The 19,947-nt window shown below is 42.2% G+C and carries 14 protein-coding genes and 1 other RNA gene; 6 read left to right on the top strand and 9 right to left on the bottom strand.

Annotated elements, in window-relative coordinates; genetic code table 11:
- Positions 1-267: 267 nt before the first annotated feature.
- The 4 genes from rep to waaA form a co-directional block, all read right to left on the bottom strand.
- Positions 268-2,280 (bottom strand): DNA helicase Rep, encoded by a 2,013-nt coding sequence (gene rep, locus IHV77_RS04760; protein WP_194812963.1) that lies wholly within the window; start codon positions 2,278-2,280, stop codon positions 268-270.
- Between the two features lie 258 nt (positions 2,281-2,538).
- On the bottom strand, positions 2,539-2,748 hold the full coding sequence (locus IHV77_RS04755) for a YceK/YidQ family lipoprotein (protein WP_194812962.1): 210 nt from the start codon (positions 2,746-2,748) through the stop codon (positions 2,539-2,541).
- Positions 2,745-3,215 carry a pantetheine-phosphate adenylyltransferase gene (gene coaD / locus IHV77_RS04750; protein ID WP_194812961.1) on the bottom strand — a complete coding sequence of 157 codons (471 nt, stop codon included), beginning with the start codon at positions 3,213-3,215 and terminating at the stop codon, positions 2,745-2,747. The genes IHV77_RS04755 and coaD overlap by 4 nt, the downstream gene beginning before the upstream one ends.
- Positions 3,212-4,495, bottom strand: a complete 1,284-nt coding sequence (gene waaA, locus IHV77_RS04745; RefSeq protein ID WP_194812960.1) for a lipid IV(A) 3-deoxy-D-manno-octulosonic acid transferase — start codon at positions 4,493-4,495, stop codon at positions 3,212-3,214. Before waaA ends, coaD begins: the two co-directional genes overlap by 4 nt.
- 61 nt (positions 4,496-4,556) lie before the next feature.
- On the opposite strand from waaA, the gene IHV77_RS04740 reads away from it, so the two are divergent.
- Positions 4,557-5,315: a glycosyltransferase family 2 protein gene (locus IHV77_RS04740; RefSeq protein ID WP_194812959.1), complete on the top strand. Its 759-nt coding sequence runs from the start codon at positions 4,557-4,559 to the stop codon at positions 5,313-5,315.
- Positions 5,316-5,503: 188 nt separating this feature from the next.
- Here IHV77_RS04740 and clpB read toward each other — a convergent pair whose 3' ends face one another.
- From clpB to IHV77_RS04720, 4 genes are all read right to left on the bottom strand, one after another.
- Positions 5,504-8,074: an ATP-dependent chaperone ClpB gene (gene clpB / locus IHV77_RS04735; protein WP_194812958.1), complete on the bottom strand. Its 2,571-nt coding sequence runs from the start codon at positions 8,072-8,074 to the stop codon at positions 5,504-5,506.
- A 149-nt stretch (positions 8,075-8,223) separates the two neighbouring features.
- The gene (locus tag IHV77_RS04730; protein ID WP_194812957.1) at positions 8,224-8,787 is read right to left on the bottom strand and encodes a 5-formyltetrahydrofolate cyclo-ligase; all 564 of its coding nucleotides are present in this window, start codon (positions 8,785-8,787) and stop codon (positions 8,224-8,226) included.
- Positions 8,788-8,801: 14 nt separating this feature from the next.
- Positions 8,802-9,008: non-coding RNA, 6S RNA (ssrS, locus tag IHV77_RS04725), on the bottom strand.
- 78 nt (positions 9,009-9,086) lie between these two features.
- The gene (locus tag IHV77_RS04720) at positions 9,087-9,383 is read right to left on the bottom strand and encodes a cell division protein ZapA (RefSeq protein WP_194812956.1); all 297 of its coding nucleotides are present in this window, start codon (positions 9,381-9,383) and stop codon (positions 9,087-9,089) included.
- Positions 9,384-9,651: 268 nt separating this feature from the next.
- Here IHV77_RS04720 and polA point away from each other — a divergent pair, with 268 nt between their 5' ends.
- The 5 genes from polA to IHV77_RS11845 all read left to right on the top strand — a co-directional run bounded on the left by polA (position 9,652) and on the right by IHV77_RS11845 (position 19,636).
- Positions 9,652-12,444, top strand: a complete 2,793-nt coding sequence (polA, locus tag IHV77_RS04715) for a DNA polymerase I (RefSeq protein ID WP_194812955.1) — start codon at positions 9,652-9,654, stop codon at positions 12,442-12,444.
- Between the two features lie 29 nt (positions 12,445-12,473).
- Positions 12,474-13,778, top strand: a complete 1,305-nt coding sequence (locus IHV77_RS04710) for an L-cysteine desulfidase family protein (RefSeq protein ID WP_194813224.1) — start codon at positions 12,474-12,476, stop codon at positions 13,776-13,778.
- Positions 13,779-14,099: 321 nt separating this feature from the next.
- Complete coding sequence (metH, locus tag IHV77_RS04705; protein ID WP_194812954.1) at positions 14,100-17,804, top strand: methionine synthase; 3,705 nt, start codon at positions 14,100-14,102, stop codon at positions 17,802-17,804.
- Positions 17,805-17,858: 54 nt separating this feature from the next.
- Positions 17,859-18,815 (top strand): NERD domain-containing protein, encoded by a 957-nt coding sequence (locus IHV77_RS11850; protein WP_228550037.1) that lies wholly within the window; start codon positions 17,859-17,861, stop codon positions 18,813-18,815.
- Positions 18,740-19,636 (top strand): ATP-binding domain-containing protein, encoded by an 897-nt coding sequence (locus IHV77_RS11845; RefSeq protein WP_228550036.1) that lies wholly within the window; start codon positions 18,740-18,742, stop codon positions 19,634-19,636. The genes IHV77_RS11850 and IHV77_RS11845 overlap by 76 nt, the downstream gene beginning before the upstream one ends.
- Positions 19,637-19,716: 80 nt before the next feature.
- Here IHV77_RS11845 and IHV77_RS12040 read toward each other — a convergent pair whose 3' ends face one another.
- Complete coding sequence (locus IHV77_RS12040; RefSeq protein ID WP_408635292.1) at positions 19,717-19,911, bottom strand: restriction endonuclease; 195 nt, start codon at positions 19,909-19,911, stop codon at positions 19,717-19,719.
- Between the last annotated feature and the right edge of the window lie 36 nt (positions 19,912-19,947).

The following is a 19,947-nucleotide window of genomic DNA, read 5'->3' as shown; positions in this document are numbered from 1 at the left end:
TTTGCCGTGATAAAAAATGAAATAAAATCAGTAAGTATAGTAAACAATAACAAGACGTTAATGCTTGGTGTCGTTCTACATTTATCTGAATATTTACCGGACTTTGGATAGATAGTCGTTATTTATTGGGAACGGGAGAACATCAACCGAAAGGAAGTAGCTTGCATTAAAAAATCGGAGAAATGATGAATTGTCCGGTTCGGTTTGCCATATAGTCACGCATAATATCAAAAAGTGCGGTCATTTTTGACCGCACTTTTAACGCTTCTACCCCTTTAAAATATCACGTAAACGATCTAACTGACTTTGGGTTTGTTGCTGCTTCTGTACGGTGGTGAGTTTCGGTTTATCACGTTCCCACAACACATCATCATTCGGCAGTTCTGCCAAGAAACGGCTTGGTTCCGGACGAATTAATTCGCCATACTGACGGCGTTCACGACACAATGAAAAGGTCAGTTCTTTTTGCGCACGGGTAATCCCCACATAAGCTAAACGCCGCTCCTCTTCGACATTATCTTCGTCAATACTTGTTTGATGCGGCAAAATACCCTCTTCCATACCGATAAGATACACATAGGGAAATTCTAACCCTTTAGAAGCGTGTAAGGTCATTAATTGAACCTGATCTGTACTTTCTTCATCTTCGCCTCGCTCAAGCATATCCCGCAGTGTCAATCTTGCCACCACTTGGCTTAAGGTCATCGGCTCGTCCGTTTCGTTCCCTTTCAACATATCCGCCACCCAATCAAACAATGTCGCCACATTTTTACTTTGCATTTCAGCCGCTTTCGGAGTGGTGGCGTATTCATATAAATATTCTTCATAGTGAATTGCCGCCAACATAGCACGCACGGCACGTTCCGGAGCAGAGCGTTGTACTTCATCATTCAATTCCACAATCCATCGTCCGAATTTTTGCAATGCGTCATAGGCTTTTGGGGTGATACGCTGAATGAGTTCAAATTCAAAAATAGCATCAAACAAACTAATATGTTTTTCTTGCGCCAATTCACCAAGTTTTTGTAAGGTTGCCATTCCGATTTCCCGTTTTGGCGTGTTTACAATACGTAAAAATGCCGCATCATCATCTTGATTTACCACCAAACGCAAATACGCCATCATATCCTTGATTTCAGTTCGGGAGAAAAAAGACGTGCCGCCGGAAATTTTATATGGAATGCGATTTTGCATTAACACTTTTTCCAACAAACGGGATTGGTGATTTCCACGGTATAAAATGGCGTAATCTTTATATTTGGTTTTTCGGCTAAAACGGTGTGCAACAAGTTCCGCAACAATACGTTCCGCTTCGTGTTCTTCATTTTTCGCCTCGATCACGAGCAATTTTTCTCCTTCGCCGATAGTAGAGAAAAGTTTTTTATCAAATACGTGCTCATTATTGTCGATAAGAATATTGGCACAATGCAAAATCCGTTGAGTGGAGCGGTAATTTTGCTCCAATTTAATAACTTGTAAGCGTGGGAAATCATCACGTAAACGCACCATATTTTCCGGGCGCGCGCCACGCCACGAATAAATGGATTGATCATCATCACCCACCACGGTAAAACAAACACGCTCCCCCACCAACAATTTAATCAATTCATATTGACTGGTGTTGGTGTCTTGATATTCATCAACCAGCAGATAACGAATTTTCGCTTGCCATTTTGACCGCACTTCTTCATTTTGCTTAAACAATAAAGTCGGCAGCATAATCAAATCGTCAAAATCTAACGCATTATAGGCTCGAATTTGCACGGCATAACGCTCGTAACATTGAGCGAAAGTTTGATACTTTGCATCACGTGCTAAGACAAAGGCTTGCTGTGGTGAAATGAGATCATTTTTCCAGTTGGAGATTGCAGAAATCAGTTCACGCAGTAAATCTTTATCTTCTTTCAACACATCTGCGGTGAGCTCCTTTAATAAAGCAAGCTGATCATGTTCATCAAACAAGGTCATATTCGCTTTAAAGCCAAGGGCTTTATATTCTCGTTTGATAATATCAAAACCAAGAGTATGGAAAGTGGATACCATCAATCCTTTGGATTGTTCTTTGCCGATAGAATGTGCCACACGTTCTTTCATTTCTCGGGCTGCTTTGTTGGTGAAGGTAACGGCGGCAATTTGTCGTGGAGAATAACCGCGCTTTGCGATCAAATATGCGATTTTATTAATAATCACACGTGTTTTGCCGGAACCTGCCCCTGCCAGTACAAGGCAAGGGCCGGTCACATATTCCACGGCTTGTTGTTGTTGAGAATTAAGTTTCATAATAATAAGTGAACGTTTTTACGGTATTTGTAGGATATCGTTAGGCAAAGCGGTAACGCACCAACAACAAGATTTAATGATAAAACGGTGCGTTACGGCTTTGCCTAACGACACCCTACTCCAAGAAATATTGGAGACGGCTAAATAATACCGTTTTTTATTGTAATAACTGTTAAAACATAGGATATAAAACGCAGCTTTACACACAAAAGGGCAAGATGTGCGAATGATAAATGATTCCGCTATCGAAATAACACATTACTGCGCCCATGCATAGGGCAACAAAACCGTATCCAACAGAAAAGATAAGGGTAAATCCAAAATCGGCAAGCCCCATTGCTGCGCCATTTCTAAATCGTAAGCAGCGCCGGCATAAGCGGTGTACTTTTCTGAAGGAGAGAGCAATTTCACCACCGTGCCACAGCCGGATAAGGCAAAAAGTGCGGTCAAAAAAATTAATGTTTTCATTTCGCTTGCAAAGCTTGAAAAACGGGTTCAGGCACAAGTTCCGCCACATCCCCGCCGTGTAAATAAATTTCCCGCACAATAGTGGATGAGACAAACGCCCACTTTTCAGCCGGAGGAAAAAATAAACTTTCTACGCCATTTGTTAATAAACGATTGAGTGCGGCAAGCTGAAGTTCATATTCAAAATCCGTCGTTGTGCGCACACCACGAATTATGGCGGAAATCTGACGCTCCGTAATCACTTTTGCCAATAAATCAGAAAACCCGAACACTTCCACATTCGACAGCGGATAAACGGATTGACGCACAAGTTCTACGCGTTCTTCCAAAGAAAACAATGGGCTCTTACTTGGGCTATTTGCCACGGCGACCAAAACTTTTGGAAAAATGACCGCACTTCGTTTGATGATGTCTAAATGTCCGTTCGTTATAGGATCAAAAGTACCGGGATAAATCACTGTTGTCATACATTGCGCTCCAAATAAGGCTTTAATAAATTTAATAAACGTTGCAACGCCCCACGATTTTCAATTAAGACTTCATAACCGGCATTACCGAAACGTTTACGCCCTTCCGGCGAATTAAGTAATGCTTCGACCGCGCGTTCCAAACCGCCTGCCGTAGAACTCACCTCAAGCACTCCCTGCACTTCTAACAACATTCTAAACACTTCAGGAAAATTAAAAGTATGTTTACCGGTGATAACAGGGATTTTAAATGCTAAAGGTTCAAGAGGATTATGTCCCCCTTGTTTAACAAGACTTCCGCCCACAAAGGCAATATCGGAAATACCATATAGCAACATCAGCTCCCCCATTGAATCACCTAAAATTACCTGCGTATCGGCAATCGGCAGCTCTCCGGAAGTACGGCGGATAAATTGAAATTTTTCTTTTTCAATTAAATCGGCAACGGAATTAAAACGCTCCGGATGACGCGGAACAAGTAACAAAAGCAAATCGGGATATTTCTTTAAAAGTTGCCGATGCGCCTGCAAAATAATTTCTTCTTCACCTTCATGCGTGCTGGCGGCAATCCAAATGTGACGTTGTTGAACCCATTGCTCATGCAAAACCCGAATTTGCTCAAGCAACTCCGCATTAATGGTTAAATCGTATTTAATATTACCGGTAAGTTTAAGCTTTGACTCAGGATAGCCCAGTGTTAAAAAACGTTTTCCGCTAATTTGATCTTGTGGCGCAATCAAACTGATTTGCGACCACATTGTTTGTAAACTCGACCGCACTTTTCCGTACCTTTTTGCCGAACGCGCCGACAAACGTGCATTTGCTACGATAAACGGCACATTACGGCGATGAAGTTGATGAATCAAATTCGGCCAAAGCTCCGTTTCAATCACAATGCAAAGTTTGGGCTGAATAAAATCAATAAAACGATTAATTGCATCAGGGAGATCATAAGGCAAATAACAATGGGTCACGCTATCACCGAAAGCGGCTTTCACACGATCTGATCCGGTTGGCGTTACCGTAGTGAAGGTTATCGATAAATGAGGATAATTTTGTTGAATACGGCGTACTAACGGTGTGGCAGCGATCACCTCCCCCACCGAAGCGGCGTGAACCACAATTCCATAAGGAGAAGGACGAGTTAAATCCTTATAGTAGCCATAACGCTCGCCCAGTCTTTTACGATAATTCGGAGCTTTAAATCCACGTATCCACATAAAAAACAGTACCAATGGCTGAATCAGGTACATCAAGCCGGTATAAAAAAAACGCCACATAAATGAAATTCGGTTATACTCAGAAAAATTTCGGCTAGTATATCAAAAAAGGGATAAAAAGATGCCAACAATTAGCGTTGCAATGATTGTAAAAGACGAAGGAAAAGATTTGTCAAAATGTCTTGAAACCGTAAAAGACTGGGTGGATGAAATCGTGATTTTAGATTCCGGCAGCACGGATAACACGAAAACAATTGCGTTAAGCTATGGTGCAAAATTTTACGAAAATACAGATTGGCCGGGATTCGGTAAACAACGCCAACTTGCCCAACAATACGTAACAAGCGATTATGTGCTTTGGCTTGATGCCGATGAACGAATTACTCCCGAATTACGTGAATCCATTCAGCTGGCAATACAAAAAAACACCGAAAATACCGTGTATGAACTACCACGCGTTAGCGAAGTATTCGGACGGAAAATCCGCCACTCCGGTTGGTATCCTGATTATGTCGTGCGTTTATATCGCACGGCTTATGCCGGCTATAATGATGCCTTGGTTCATGAAAAAGTCTGTTATCCGAAGGATACGAAAGTCGAGCGATTAAAAGGCGATTTAGAACATTTCACTTATAAAAGCATTCACCATTATTTGGTGAAATCGGCAGGTTATGCGAAAGCCTGGGCGGATCAACGCCAAGCGAAAGGTAAAAAAGCCACTCTACTTCAGGGAATTACCCACGCTATTAGCTGTTTTGTAAAAATGTACATTATTAAGGCCGGATTTCTAGATGGCAAACAAGGCTTTTTACTCGCCGTGCTTTCCGCCCATTCCACATTCGTAAAATATGCGGATCTGTGGGAACGGGAGCAACATTAACAAAGGTGTAATGGACAAAAAGTGCGGTCGAAATTGACCGCACTTTTGCATTAAGCGGTATTATGTATCAGTTGCACAAAGAGAATTTTATCTCCGAGATTTCTTAGGGTAGAGTGTCGTTAGGCGAAGCCGTAACGCACCTTACAATGTTTTGTGCAAATGCTACAACAATACCACATTAAGAGAACTTATTGTCTCGCCACAACGTTTCCATCGGCATAATCCACCGTCACAATGCGGCTTGGGAGTAGTTTCCCTGAAAGAATTTGTTGCGCCAACGGATTTTCGATTTCTTGCTGAATCGCACGTTTTAACGGGCGTGCGCCGTAAATCGGGTCGTATCCCACTTCGCCGATAAAATCAATCAAAGTTTCGCTGAACACGATTTCATAACCACGCGTTTCCATACGTTTTGCCAAACGTTCCAATTGAATGCCTGCAATCGCCCGAATGTTTTCTTTCGCAAGCGGATGAAACACCACGGTTTCATCAATACGATTGATAAATTCCGGACGGAAATGTCCGCTAACAACCGACATCACCATTTCTTTCATTTCATCATAACTTCCGTTTTGATGTTCTTGAATTAAATGCGAGCCTAAGTTAGATGTCATAATTACAACGGTATTGCGAAAATCCACGGTTCTTCCTTGCCCATCAGTCAAACGACCATCATCCAACACTTGCAATAGAATATTAAACACATCGGCGTGCGCTTTTTCTACTTCATCAAGCAAGATGACGGAATACGGACGGCGGCGAACCGCTTCGGTTAAATAACCGCCTTCTTCATAGCCTACATAACCCGGAGGCGCACCGACAAGGCGAGAAACGCTGTGTTTTTCCATAAACTCCGACATATCAATACGCACCATCGCATCTTCGCTGTCAAATAAGAATTTCGCCAAGGTTTTACATAATTCCGTTTTTCCCACGCCTGTTGGTCCTAAGAATAAGAAAGAACCAATCGGGCGATTCGGATCAGAAAGCCCCGCACGGCTACGACGAATCGCATTCGCCACCGCATCCACGGCCTCATTCTGACCGATGACCCGTTTATGCAATTCTTCTTCCATACGTAAGAGTTTTTCTTTCTCACCTTCCATCATTTTGGAGACCGGAATACCCGTAGCTTTAGAAAGCACTTCTGCAATCTCTTCATCGGTAACACGGTAGCGTAACAAGCTCATTTCTTTACCTTCACCGGTTTCGGCTTGAGCAAGTTGTTTTTCCAATTCAGGAATCCGACCGTATTGCAATTCGGACATTTTACTTAAATCACCGGCGCGGCGTGCCTGCTCCATTTCGGTTTTTGCCGCATCCAACTCCTGTTTAATGTGTTGCGAACCGGAAAGTGCGGCTTTTTCGGATTTCCATACTTCTTCTAATTCTGCGTACTCACGTTCTTTGTCAGAAAGTTCTTTTTCTAACATTTCCAAACGTTTACGGCTTGCCTCATCTTCTTCTTTTTTGAGTGCCTGTTGCTCTAATTTTAATTGAATAATACGGCGTTCCAAGCGATCGAGCGGTTCCGGTTTGGAATCAATTTCCATACGAATACCGGATGCCGCTTCATCAATCAAGTCAATTGCTTTATCCGGTAATTGACGATCCGAGATATAACGATGGGAAAGGGTTGCCGCCGCTACAATCGCCGGGTCGGTAATATCTACGTGATGGTGGATTTCATAACGTTCTTTCAAACCGCGCAAAATTGCAATGGTGTCTTCTACGCTTGGTTCATCAACAAACACTTTTTGGAAACGGCGTTCAAGTGCCGCATCTTTTTCAATATATTGACGATATTCATCAAGGGTCGTTGCGCCTACACAGTGTAATTCACCACGCGCCAAGCTCGGTTTTAATAGGTTACCGGCATCCATTGCACCATCGGTTTTGCCTGCACCGACCATTGTGTGAATTTCATCAATGAATAAAATCACACGCCCTTCTTCTTTCGCAAGCTCGTTCAATACGGCTTTCAAACGTTCTTCAAATTCACCGCGATATTTTGCTCCCGCAATCAATGCGCCCATATCCAAAGAAAGAACACGTTTATTTTTCAATCCTTCCGGCACTTCTCCGTTCACAATACGCTGCGCCAACCCTTCTACAATGGCGGTTTTGCCCACTCCCGGCTCACCGATTAAGACCGGATTATTTTTTGTACGGCGTTGTAAAACCTGAATCGCACGGCGAATTTCTTCGTCACGCCCAATCACCGGATCAAGTTTTCCGCTTTCTGCACGTGCGGTTAAATCAATCGTATATTTCTCAAGGGCTTGTCTGCTTTCTTCTGCATTTTGATCGTTCACCTTTTGTCCTCCGCGAATATGTTGAATCGCCTGTGAAACTCGCTCTTTTTTCGCACCGCATTTCGTTAAAATATCCCTTAACGAACCACGCTCCTCTAATGCGGCAAGCAGAAATAATTCACTTGAAATAAATTTATCTTGGTTTTGTTGTGCGAGTTTATCGCATAAATTTAATAAATTAAGTAATTGACGAGAAAGTTGTACATCACCTCCATTGCCGGAAACTTGCGGTAACCTATTAAGCTCATTGCTTAATTCATTACGCAATAAGGCAACATTTACGCCACTTGCCGTTAAAATAGGTGCAATAGAACCCTCTTGTTGATTTAAAAGTGCGGTCAATAAATGCACCGGTTCAATAAACTGATTATCTTTGCCAAGCGCAAGAGACTGTGCTTCACTCAAGGCCTGTTGAAATTTTGTGGTAAATTTTTCGATATTCATACGCTGTCCTTATTTCCAGATTCCTTATTCTAGATTCATAATGGCTTTCGCCTTTCGCACAAAATAAGTAAGAGCATTTGAGGGGATTTCAAGAGAAAACACGAAATATTTTTTAGTTTTACCTATCAATTAAATTGAGATGATAGATTTTACCCAACCAAAATATCAAAAAGCGGCACATCCCAAGATTCAACAGGTAAGGATTCGAGTTGCTGACAGCTATGCGCCAATCCCACAGGGATAAAGGATTTTTTCTGCCAATGTTGCAACGTACGATCATAAAAGCCACCGCCCATTCCAAGTCGATTGCCCTGTTTATCGAAAGCCACTAAGGGTGTGAATAAAATATCCAGCTCATTTAGCGGCAGCACATATTGTACATTGAGTTTTGGTTCCCAAATCCCAAATTGATTTTGCACCAAAGGAGTATCCGGTAAATAACGTAAAAACAGTAAATGATGTTTGGCAAAAGGGTGTAAAACCGGCAAAAACACACTCTTATTTTGCTCCCAAAGTTTTTTTATTAAGGCGTGGGTAGAAATTTCACCATCAAAAGAAAGATATAGGGCAATGTTGTGCGCTTGACGCCGCTGAATTAAATCAAGCGCTTGATGTGTAACGGTTTGTTCCGCCCGTTGCTGCTGAAGTGCGGTCAAATTTGCACGAGTTTTACGAATTTGACGACGAATTTGACTGCGTTGTTGAGTAATCATGGAAATGAAAGAAGAGGGAACCCAGAGTGCCGTTGCGGGCGGTAGTCCTTGAACCCGACGGTTCAAGGAAATCGATAAGGTCATCTTCAGGTTTCTTAATTCCTTTATTTTTCAGGAGAAGAATAAAGGCAAAGCCTACACACCAATGACGGGAAACCGATTTATAAGATTTTAAGTATCGGCTCAGGGACATAACCCACTGACGAACACTCCAGGAAATCTTTTATGGGCTTTATACTAGCCGAAACGTTGTTTTTTTACCAGTAGTAATTTTTAAAATTTGTGATCTTGCGCACAAATTATTCTCTTGTTGAACGAACACTCTCCAACGAATGATCCAACTGCTGAATCCGTGTTTTCAGCACATCTTCAATTTGCGCATTTTTATTTTTTTCTTGGGTCAATTCAAAACTTAAATTCAACGCCACAATAGAAAGCACGCGATCAAGTTGAATCAATCCTGTTTTTTCTTTCATTTCGGAAACCAAGGCATCTAAATGGTATGCGGCTTGACGCAAAGCTTCCTCTTGCTCATGAGGCACATTTAAACGTAATACTTGCCCTAACACGACAATTTCAACCGATTTTAATGACATTGTATTTCCCTTTACTTCCATTCTGAATGGGTGGCATTATGCCATAGTCAACATTTTTCGTCATATACTTTGCGGTCAATCGGCGAGCTTTTATCCATTCGCACTTTTCAGAATTTAGAGTGAATTAAATTTAAAAACGGATACAAAGCCGCAAGCCGAAGACAGTACAAACGAGTGTGGTTAAGCGCAGCAATAATCGTCGAGATTTTTAAATTTAATTCACTATACGTTATAATGCGTTCATTTCAGAGTTTCAAACGGAATTTATATGGCACAGATCGCAGCAAATCCGCTGGTATTAGTGGATGGTTCTTCTTATTTATATCGTGCATTTCACGCATTTCCTCCTTTAACCAATTCGGCAGGTGAACCTACCGGTGCAATGTATGGTGTGCTGAATATGCTCAAAAGCCTGATTTCACAGGTACAACCCAGCCATATTGCCGTGGTATTTGATGCCAAAGGGAAAACATTTCGTGATGAAATATTTGAGCAATATAAATCTCACCGTCCGCCGATGCCCGATGATCTGCGTAAACAAATACAACCTTTACACGATATTATCCGCGCACTCGGCATTCCGCTTTTGGTGGTAGAAGGCGTAGAAGCGGACGATGTTATCGGCACGCTTGCCGTGCAAGCCTCACAAGCCGGCAAAAAAGTGCTGATTAGTACCGGCGATAAAGATATGGCACAGCTGGTTGATGATAACATTATGCTTATCAATACGATGAATAACAGCCTGCTCGATCGTGAAGCGGTAATCGAAAAATACGGCATTCCACCGGAACTCATTATTGATTACCTTGCACTGATGGGCGATAGCGCCGATAACATTCCGGGGGTTGCAGGTGTAGGTGAAAAAACCGCATTGGGGCTTTTACAAGGTATCGGCAATATGGCGGAAATTTATGCCAGTCTTGAAAAAGTGGCGGATTTACCCATCCGCGGCGCAAAAAAATTAGGCGAAAAATTGTTTGCCCAAAAAACAATGGCGGACTTGTCTTATACCCTTGCCACCATTAAAACTGATGTGGAACTCAACATTACACCGGAAGAATTACTGCTCGGTGAAAGTCAAAATGATCAACTCACCGAATATTTCGCCCGCTATGAATTTAAACGTTGGTTGAACGAAGTGATGAATGGCGCCGGTTCCATTACAAAAATTTCAGAACAACCGATAAAAATAAATACATATCAAGTGACTCCGGCAAATACAAGTGCGGTTGAAAATTCGCCTGAAATTCAAATTGATCGCAGCCGATATGAAACCCTCCTCACCGAAGCGGATCTTCACCACTGGGTTGAAAAACTTTCGCAAACCCGCCTTTTTGCGCTGGATACGGAAACCGACAGTCTGGATTATATGTCGGCAAACTTAGTCGGACTTTCTTTTGCGTTAGAAAATGGCGAAGCCGCTTATTTACCGCTGCGATTAGATTATCTCGGCGCACCGAAAACGTTAGAAAAAACGACCGCACTTTCAGCCCTCAAACCGATATTGGAAAATGCCGAGATTAAAAAGACGGGGCAAAATATCAAATACGATCTCACTATTTTGGCGCGCAACGGCATTAACGTGCAAGGCGTAGCATTTGATACGATGCTTGAATCTTACGTGCTAAATAGCACAGGTCGCCACAATATGGATGACCTTTCTAAACGCTATCTGGGACATCAAACCATTCATTTTGAAGACATCGCAGGAAAAGGGAAAAATCAGCTCACGTTTAATCAAATTCCATTGGAGCAAGCCGCCGAATATGCCGCAGAAGATGCGGATGTTACGATGAAATTACAACAGATTTTATGGACAAAATTACAAGAAGAACCAAGCCTTGTAACGCTCTTTGAAGAAATGGAATTGCCATTATTAAGCGTGCTTTCCCGTATGGAACGCACCGGCGTATTAATTGATAGCGATGCGCTTTTTATGCAATCCAACGAAATTGCAGCCAGATTGACCGCACTTGAAGGACAAGCTTACGAACTGGCAGGACAAAAATTCAATCTTGCCTCTCCCAAACAGTTACAAGAAATTTTGTTTGATAAACTCGGCTTACCGGTATTGCAAAAAACTCCTAAAGGTGCGCCCTCAACCAATGAAGACGTATTAGAAGAGCTCGCTTACAGCCACGAATTACCCAAAGTGCTGGTAGAACATCGAGGCTTGAGTAAGTTAAAATCCACCTACACCGATAAACTTCCGCAAATGGTAAATGCGCAAACCGGGCGTGTGCATACTTCGTATCATCAGGCGGTAACCGCAACGGGGCGATTGTCTTCCAGTGATCCTAACTTGCAGAATATTCCGATTCGTAATGAAGAAGGTCGCCGCATTCGCCAAGCCTTTATCGCGCGTGAAGGATATTCCGTTATGGCGGCGGACTACTCCCAAATCGAATTGCGCATTATGGCGCATTTGTCGAACGACCAAGGGTTGATTCAAGCATTTGCTCAAGGCAAAGACATTCACCGCGCGACCGCCGCAGAAATTTTTGGTGTACCGCAAGACGAAGTAACAAGTGAACAACGTCGCAATGCAAAAGCCATTAACTTCGGTTTGATTTACGGAATGTCCGCATTCGGACTTTCTCGCCAACTTGGTATTCCGCGAGCTGATGCACAAAAATATATGGATTTATACTTCCAACGCTACCCGGGCGTGCAACACTTTATGAATGACATCCGCGAAAAAGCCAAAGCACAGGGATATGTGGAAACCTTATTCGGTCGCCGTTTGTACTTACCGGAGATTAATTCCAATAACAGTATGCGCCGTAAAGGTGCGGAACGCGTGGCAATCAATGCGCCAATGCAGGGAACCGCTGCGGATATTATCAAACGGGCGATGATTAAATTAGACGAATTTATACGCAATGATCCCGATATCGAAATGATTATGCAAGTGCATGATGAACTGGTGTTTGAAGTGCGGTCGGAAAAAGTCGAGTTTTATCGCCCGCTAATTAAACAATATATGGAAACGGCCGCCAATCTTGTGGTTCCATTAATTGTGGAAGTCGGCGTAGGCAAAAATTGGGATGAAGCCCATTAATCGGTTAAACAAAACTCAAAAAAATGATGATGAACCAAGAAAGACTAAAAGAAATCGAAGCACCGTTACTCCACATTGTCGAGCGTGATGTTGTGCCGGCATTGGGTTGTACAGAACCTATCTCCCTTGCATTGGCTTCTGCTACGGCAGCTAAATATTTAGGTAAAACACCGACAAAAATTGAAGCGAAAGTATCACCCAACTTAATGAAAAACGGTTTAGGTGTCGCCGTGCCGGGAACGGGTATGGTCGGCTTGCCGATCGCTGCGGCGGTTGGGGCGTTGGGTGGCGATCCCGATGGTGGCTTGCAAGTATTAAAACATATTACACCGCAGCAAGTCTCAAATGCGAAAGCAATGCTGGAGCAAAAATGCGTTTCAGTAGATATTCACCCGACCGACCATATTTTATATTCCGAAGCGGTATTGTTTGCGGATAGTGAGCGGGTAAAAGTCGTCATTCAAGATCAACACACCAACATTATTTTTATTGAAAAAAATGGCGAAGTGCTATTTGAGAAAACGGCAGATGAACGTACCGATTGCGATCCCTATGATATTTTCAAGCGGATTAACGCACGAGAAATTTTTGATTTTTCCTGCCAAGTGGCATTAGATAAAATTCGCTTTATCGGACAAGCGGATAAACTCAACCGCGCCCTTTCTAACGAAGGTTTACGTGAAAATTATGGCTTACACATCGGCAGAACCTTGCGTAAACAAGTCGGCAGCGGCTTAATTTCCGATGATTTACTCAGCAAAATTATGATCGAAACCACCGCCGCCTCAGATGCCAGAATGGGCGGTGCTACCCTACCCGCAATGAGTAATTCCGGTTCGGGTAACCAAGGAATTGCCGCAACAATGCCGGTTGTGGTGGTATCGGATTATTTAAAGGTTGATGAAGAAAAACGCCTTCGTGCTTTATTTTTATCCCATTTAATGGCGATTTATATTCACAGTAAATTGCCAAAATTATCCGCACTTTGTGCCGTAACCACCGCTTCTATGGGGAGTTGTGCAGGCATTGCTTATTTGCTAACGGGTAAATTTGAAACCGCCGGTATGGGCATTTGCAGTATGATTGGCGACATCAGCGGTATCATCTGTGATGGCGCGGCAAATAGTTGCGCAATGAAAGTTTCCACCAGTGTCGCTTCCGGTTATAAATCCGTCCTGATGGCAATGGACGAAACCTGTGTAACAGGTAATGAAGGCATTGTTGAACACGATCTCGATCGCACCATTGATAATCTATGCGCCATCGCCTCCAAAAGTATGCAACATATCGATCGTCAAGTGATTGAAATTATGGTAAACAAACCCTGCCCATAAATTATTTTTTTCTCTAAAAAGTGCGGTCAAAAATACCGAAAAACGCTGGTATTATGTAGCAAATGCACAAATATTGTTAAACAACGATTGCGTAGGGTGGGCAAATTTTTTGCCCACCGATTCAAAGAGATAATTTCAATGGTGGGCAACTTGTTGCCCACCCTACTTTTCACATTGTGTGACTGCTACATAATACTGGAAAAACGCTCGTTTTTTGACCGCTCTTTTTCCCTCTATCTTTATCCTGAGTTATTTGCCCAAATCCTTTAAGCAAGGTAAACTCTTGCTTATTTTTCGACTCTTCATTAAGCAGGAATTTTTATGTCTCAAATCGCAGTGGCTACGCCAGCACGCACCACCCTTTTAGAAACCGCTCTTACCCAACGCATCTTAATTTTAGACGGGGCAATGGGGACAATGATTCAGCAATATAAACTGACCGAAGCGGATTTCCGTGGCGAGCGGTTTAAACAAAGTGCGGTGGATTTGCGGGGCAATAATGATCTGTTAAGCCTTACCCAACCCCTGTTGATTTCCGCCATTCACGAAAAATATTTGGCGGCGGGGGCGGACATCATTGAAACCAATACCTTTAGTGCCACCACTATCGCCCAAGCAGATTATGATTTGCAAGCGGTCGCTTATGAACTAAATTTTGCAGGTGCAAAATTGGCACGGTTGGCGGCGGATAAATATAGCACGCCTGAAAAACCTCGCTTTGTGGCGGGGATTTTAGGTCCAACTAACCGTACCGCCTCGATTTCCCCCGATGTGAATGATCCCGGTTTTCGTAATATTACCTTTATGCAACTGGTGGAAGCCTATGCTGAAGCCGCCCGTGGTTTGATTGAAGGCGGAGCGGATATTTTGATGATCGAAACTATTTTCGACACCCTGAACGCTAAAGCTGCCGCTTTCGCTATTGATCAAGTGTTTGAGGAATTGGGCGTGCGGTTGCCGATTATGATTTCCGGCACTATTACCGATGCTTCAGGGCGAACGCTGTCGGGACAAACCACCGAGGCATTCTACAATTCTCTCCGCCACGCTAAGCCGCTCAGTTTTGGTTTGAACTGTGCATTAGGACCGAAAGAGTTGCGACCTTATGTGGAAGTGATGTCGAAAATCTGCGAAACCTATGTGTCCGTTCATCCAAATGCCGGTTTGCCGAATGCCTTTGGTGGCTATGATTTAAGTGAGGTCGATATGGCGGCACATTTAAAAGAGTGGGCGGAAAGCGGTTTTGTCAATATTATTGGCGGTTGTTGCGGTACCACCCCAGAACATATCCAAGCCTTTGCGGAAGCCGTTGAAAACGTTACGCCACGCAAATTACCGCAAATTAAAACTGCAATGCGATTATCGGGGCTTGAGCCGCTCAATATTGATGATAATAGCCTGTTTGTGAACGTGGGCGAACGCAATAACGTAACGGGTTCGGCAAAATTCAAGCGGCTAATTAAAGAAGAAAAATACGCCGAAGCAATGGAAATCGCCATTGACCAAGTAGAAAATGGGGCACAGGTAATTGATGTGAATATGGACGAGGCATTGCTCGATTCACAACAATGTATGACTCGTTTCCTCAATATTATGGCGACCGAACCCGATGCAGCGAAAGTGCCGGTGATGATCGATTCCTCAAAATGGGAAGTGATTGAGGCAGGGCTGCAAGCCATTCAAGGCAAAGGGATTGTCAATTCTATTTCCTTAAAAGAGGGCGAGGAAAAATTTATCCAACAGGCGAAACTGGTTCGCCGTTATGGTGCGGCAGTGGTCGTGATGGCGTTTGACGAAGTAGGGCAAGCGGACACAGAAGATCGCAAGGTGGAAATCTGTACCCGAGCGTATCGCATTTTGGTGGATCAGGTGGGCTTTCCGCCGGAAGATATTATTTTCGACCCGAATATTTTTGCCATTGGCACGGGCATTGAAGAACACAATAACTATGGCGTGGATTTTATCAATGCCACAGGACGAATTAAACAAACTCTACCCCACGCCAAGATTTCGGGCGGTGTGTCGAATGTGTCCTTCTCTTTCCGGGGCAACAATGTGATGCGTGAAGCCATACACGCCGTGTTCTTGTATCACGCCATTAAACAGGGGATGGATATGGGGATTGTGAACGCCGGACAGCTTGCCATTTATGACGATCTTGATCCCGAACTGCGTGAAATCGTGGAAGATGCGGTACTCAATCGCCACTCTGATGCCACCGAGCGTTTGCTCGATCTGGCAGAAAAATACCGAAATTCCACCGCTAGCACAGAGGATAACACCATTGCTGAATGGCGAACGTGGAGCGTAGAAGAACGCTTGAGACACGCCCTAGTCAAAGGCATTACCACGCATATTATTGAAGACACGGAAGAAGCCCGTCAGCAATTTAGTTCGCCGTTGGAGGTTATTGAAGGACCGTTAATGGCGGGAATGGACGTGGTGGGTGATTTGTTCGGCGATGGTAAAATGTTCTTGCCGCAAGTGGTGAAATCCGCACGGGTAATGAAGCAATCCGTTGCTTATTTAGAACCCTTTATCAACGCTACCAAGCAGAAAGGCTCAAGCAACGGCAAGGTAGTGATTGCCACCGTGAAAGGCGACGTGCACGACATCGGCAAAAATATCGTTAGCGTAGTGTTGCAATGTAATAATTTTGAAGTGATCGACTTAGGTGTAATGGTGCCGGCGGAGAAAATCATTCAAACGGCGATTGACGAAAAAGCGGATATTATCGGCTTGAGCGGCTTGATTACCCCGTCTTTAGACGAAATGGAGTATTTTTTAGGCGAAATGAACCGCTTGAAACTCAGTATTCCGGTGATTATCGGCGGGGCGACTACGTCCAAAGAACACACGGCGATCAAACTCTATCCGAAATATAACTATGAGGTGATTTATACCACCAACGCCTCCCGTGCCGTTACCGTCTGTGCAGCGTTAATGAACCCCGATAGCAAGGCGGAATTGTGGGCAAGAATGAAGAAAGAATACGAGCAAATTCAACAGGCTTTCGCCAACAAAAAAGCTCCCCGCAAGCAGTTGCCGATTGAGGAAGCCCGAGCTAACCGCTTTGACGCTTTCAGCGGCGAATGGGCGGATTATCAAGTGCCAGTGCCAAAACAAACAGGGATCGTGGAATATAAAAACGTCCCGATTGCCACTTTACGTCAATTTATTGACTGGTCGCCGTTCTTCAGACTTTGGGGCTTAATGGGCGGCTACCCTGATGCTTTTGATTATCCGGAAGGCGGCGAAGAAGCCCGCAAAGTCTATAATGACGCCCAGCGAGTGTTAGACGAATTGGAACAAAATCACAAACTCAACCCAAGCGGGATTTTAGGCATTTTTCCGGCAAACAGCGTGGGCGATGATATTGAAATCTACGCCAATTCCGACCGCACTTTAGTGGCGGGCAAAGCCTACCATCTCCGTCAACAAGCTGAACGGGGCAAAAACAGCAAAAGCCCGTATAACCTATGTTTAAGCGACTTTATCGCAACGAAAGAAAGCGGTCGCCAAGACTGGTTTGGAATGTTTGCCGTCTGTGCCGGCATTGAAGAACACGATTTAGTGGACGGCTACAAAGCCGCAGGCGACGACTACAACGCCATTCTACTCCAAGCCGTCGGCGACCGCCTCGCTGAAGCAATGGCGGAATACCTACATTTTGAATTACGAACAAAAGTTTGGGGCTATTCGCAAGAAAATTTAGAAAACGACCGCTTGATCCGAGAAGACTACATAGGTATCCGCCCCGCCCCCGGATACCCAAGCTGCCCCGAACATACCGAAAAACAACTGATTTGGGACTTGCTCGAAGTAGAACAACGCATCGGTATGAAACTCACTGAAAGCTACGCAATGTGGCCGGCAGCTTCGGTTTGTGGTTGGTATTTCACCCACCCTGAGAGTAACTATTTCACACTGGGGAGAATTGATGAAGATCAGGCGAGGGATTATGCGGAACGTAAGGGATGGAGTGAAGCGACTATGTTAAAGTGGTTGAGTGTGGCGATGAAATAAAATTCAAATTTTGAAAAGAATATTAGTTAGAATGTAGTTATATAGGAGCCGTATATGGCAATTCTCATTCCTGAACAATCAATTATTGATAAGCAAAAAGTATCCCCTACGCCAGGTGAACAGTATCTAATTAATTTTTTAGTTACTAATTTAAATGATGAGTATGAAATATACTATCAACCATATTTAAATGGTAAAAATCCTGATGTTATTTTAATGAGAAGAGGAGGGGGGATTTTAATAATTGAAGTAAAAGATTGGAGCCTTTCAAATTATTATATTGATGGTGAGGGTGATTGGCGATTATTAAAGAATGATGCGTACATTCAATCTCCATTGGCACAAGTTGAAGGCTATAAAGATAAAATTTATAATTTAAGTTATAGGTTTTTATATGAAAATATGATAAATAGGGATGTATATGGTGTAATTAGAACAGCTGTATATTTTCATAATGAAAACAGAGAGTATATTTCAAAGTTTATAAGCAATGAGAATTATATTAAGTTAATAGGACGCAATAATATGAATGTCCCGTTTTGGCATTCATTACTAAATGAACTCTATCTTAGTAAAAGAAGTAGGCTTTTTAATGATGAGCTATATTTTAGCATAAAAAGGTATTTAAAACCTTCTTTTCATCAATCTGAAATAGGAAAAGAAATACATTATAGCAATGAACAAAAAGTACTTACTATTAGCGAAGTGAAAAAAAGACAGAAAATAAAAGGATGTGCTGGAAGTGGGAAAACTCTAGTTTTAGCCAGAAGAGCTGTTAATGCTCATTTAAGAACAAATGATAAAGTGCTTATACTGACATTTAACTTATCTTTGGTTAATTATATACATGACCAAATAAGCAATGTTAGAGAGAATTTTGCATGGAAAAATTTTTATATTACTAATTACCATACTTTTTTAAAGAACACGCCAGTATGTATGACTTGGAAATTGAAGGATATGAAGATTATGATAATGAGGATTTTTTTAAATCTAAAAGTAATTCTATAAAAAGATATAATGTAATTCTAATTGATGAGATTCAGGATTATAAACAATCTTGGCTTAATTTAGTGGTCAATTATTTTTCACATTCAAATACTGAGATAGTTGTTTTTGGTGATGAAAAGCAAAACATCTATGACAGAGAATTAGATGAGAACAAGGAAATAAAAATAACAGGGATATCAGGAAAATGGAATAAGTCATTAAATAAATCATTTAGATTTAACAATAAAATAGCTGATTTAGCTGTTGGATTTCAAAAGAAGTTCTTAAGTAATAAATATGTTTTAGATAATGTTGTCATACAGCAAGAATTGGATTTTGGTTCTCCAATAATGGATTATTACAAAATAAACTTTGAATCCGAGAAAATAATTGGCTTTATTTTTGATATGTTAAATGGTTATAATATTCATTCTAATGATATTGCAATTCTATCCGATAAAATCTCTCTTTTAAGAGATGTTGAGTATAGCATTAGAGAATTATACAAAGAAGATACAATGATAACTTTTGAAACAATAGAAGAGTATAAAGGGTTAGAAAAAATAAATAAATTAAACAAAGAAAATATAGATAAAATAAGACGAGCTAAAAAAGTTGCCTTTTGGCTGAATTCTGGAACGATGAAATTATCTACAGTTCATAGTTTTAAAGGATGGGAAGCTCACACTGTATTTCTTTTCATTGATGATAAGTCGAATGATGAGTTGATATATACTGGTATAACCCGAGCTAGACAAAATATAGTCATAATTAATTTTGGAAATATGAAATATCATGATTTTTTTATTAAGCATATGAAAGTAATAAGAGATGAATTTTAAGTTTAATATAATTAAAAATAGGGCTGTATTAGATGACCCCTAAATTTTACACCAGAGCCTATACAATAATTTGCGTAGGCTCAAGTCAAGGGAGAATAAATTTTATCCTTATCTCTCTTTTCTACTTCACCAAATTCACTCACTACGCCATAACGCACTTTTGGGTCGGTGGTTTCTTGGTTAAGGGCTTTGAAAAAGCGTTTGGCACTGTCGATTTTATGCCGTTCGGTGGTGCGGAGCTGGTTTTCTTCGCTTGAGCCTTTGGGCTCGGCGATAAAATAGTTATGTCACACTTCATTTGTAAATTTAGA

Origin of the sequence: Rodentibacter haemolyticus (assembly GCF_015356115.1) — a bacterium.
In the GTDB taxonomy this organism is placed as follows: domain Bacteria; phylum Pseudomonadota; class Gammaproteobacteria; order Enterobacterales; family Pasteurellaceae; genus Rodentibacter; species Rodentibacter haemolyticus.
Note: the sequence above shows the minus strand (reverse complement) of the source record. Positions and strands in the feature narration are given on the sequence as shown.

Coding starts and splice junctions, on each gene's coding strand:
- rep (WP_194812963.1), bottom strand. CDS start 2,280: ATGAAACTTAATTCTCAACAACAACAAGCCGTGGAATATGTGACCGGC.
- IHV77_RS04755 (WP_194812962.1), bottom strand. CDS start 2,748: ATGAAAACATTAATTTTTTTGACCGCACTTTTTGCCTTATCCGGCTGT.
- coaD (WP_194812961.1), bottom strand. CDS start 3,215: ATGACAACAGTGATTTATCCCGGTACTTTTGATCCTATAACGAACGGA.
- waaA (WP_194812960.1), bottom strand. CDS start 4,495: ATGTGGCGTTTTTTTTATACCGGCTTGATGTACCTGATTCAGCCATTG.
- IHV77_RS04740 (WP_194812959.1), top strand. CDS start 4,557: ATGCCAACAATTAGCGTTGCAATGATTGTAAAAGACGAAGGAAAAGAT.
- clpB (WP_194812958.1), bottom strand. CDS start 8,074: ATGAATATCGAAAAATTTACCACAAAATTTCAACAGGCCTTGAGTGAA.
- IHV77_RS04730 (WP_194812957.1), bottom strand. CDS start 8,787: ATGATTACTCAACAACGCAGTCAAATTCGTCGTCAAATTCGTAAAACT.
- IHV77_RS04720 (WP_194812956.1), bottom strand. CDS start 9,383: ATGTCATTAAAATCGGTTGAAATTGTCGTGTTAGGGCAAGTATTACGT.
- polA (WP_194812955.1), top strand. CDS start 9,652: ATGGCACAGATCGCAGCAAATCCGCTGGTATTAGTGGATGGTTCTTCT.
- IHV77_RS04710 (WP_194813224.1), top strand. CDS start 12,474: ATGAACCAAGAAAGACTAAAAGAAATCGAAGCACCGTTACTCCACATT.
- metH (WP_194812954.1), top strand. CDS start 14,100: ATGTCTCAAATCGCAGTGGCTACGCCAGCACGCACCACCCTTTTAGAA.
- IHV77_RS11850 (WP_228550037.1), top strand. CDS start 17,859: ATGGCAATTCTCATTCCTGAACAATCAATTATTGATAAGCAAAAAGTA.
- IHV77_RS11845 (WP_228550036.1), top strand. CDS start 18,740: ATGTATGACTTGGAAATTGAAGGATATGAAGATTATGATAATGAGGAT.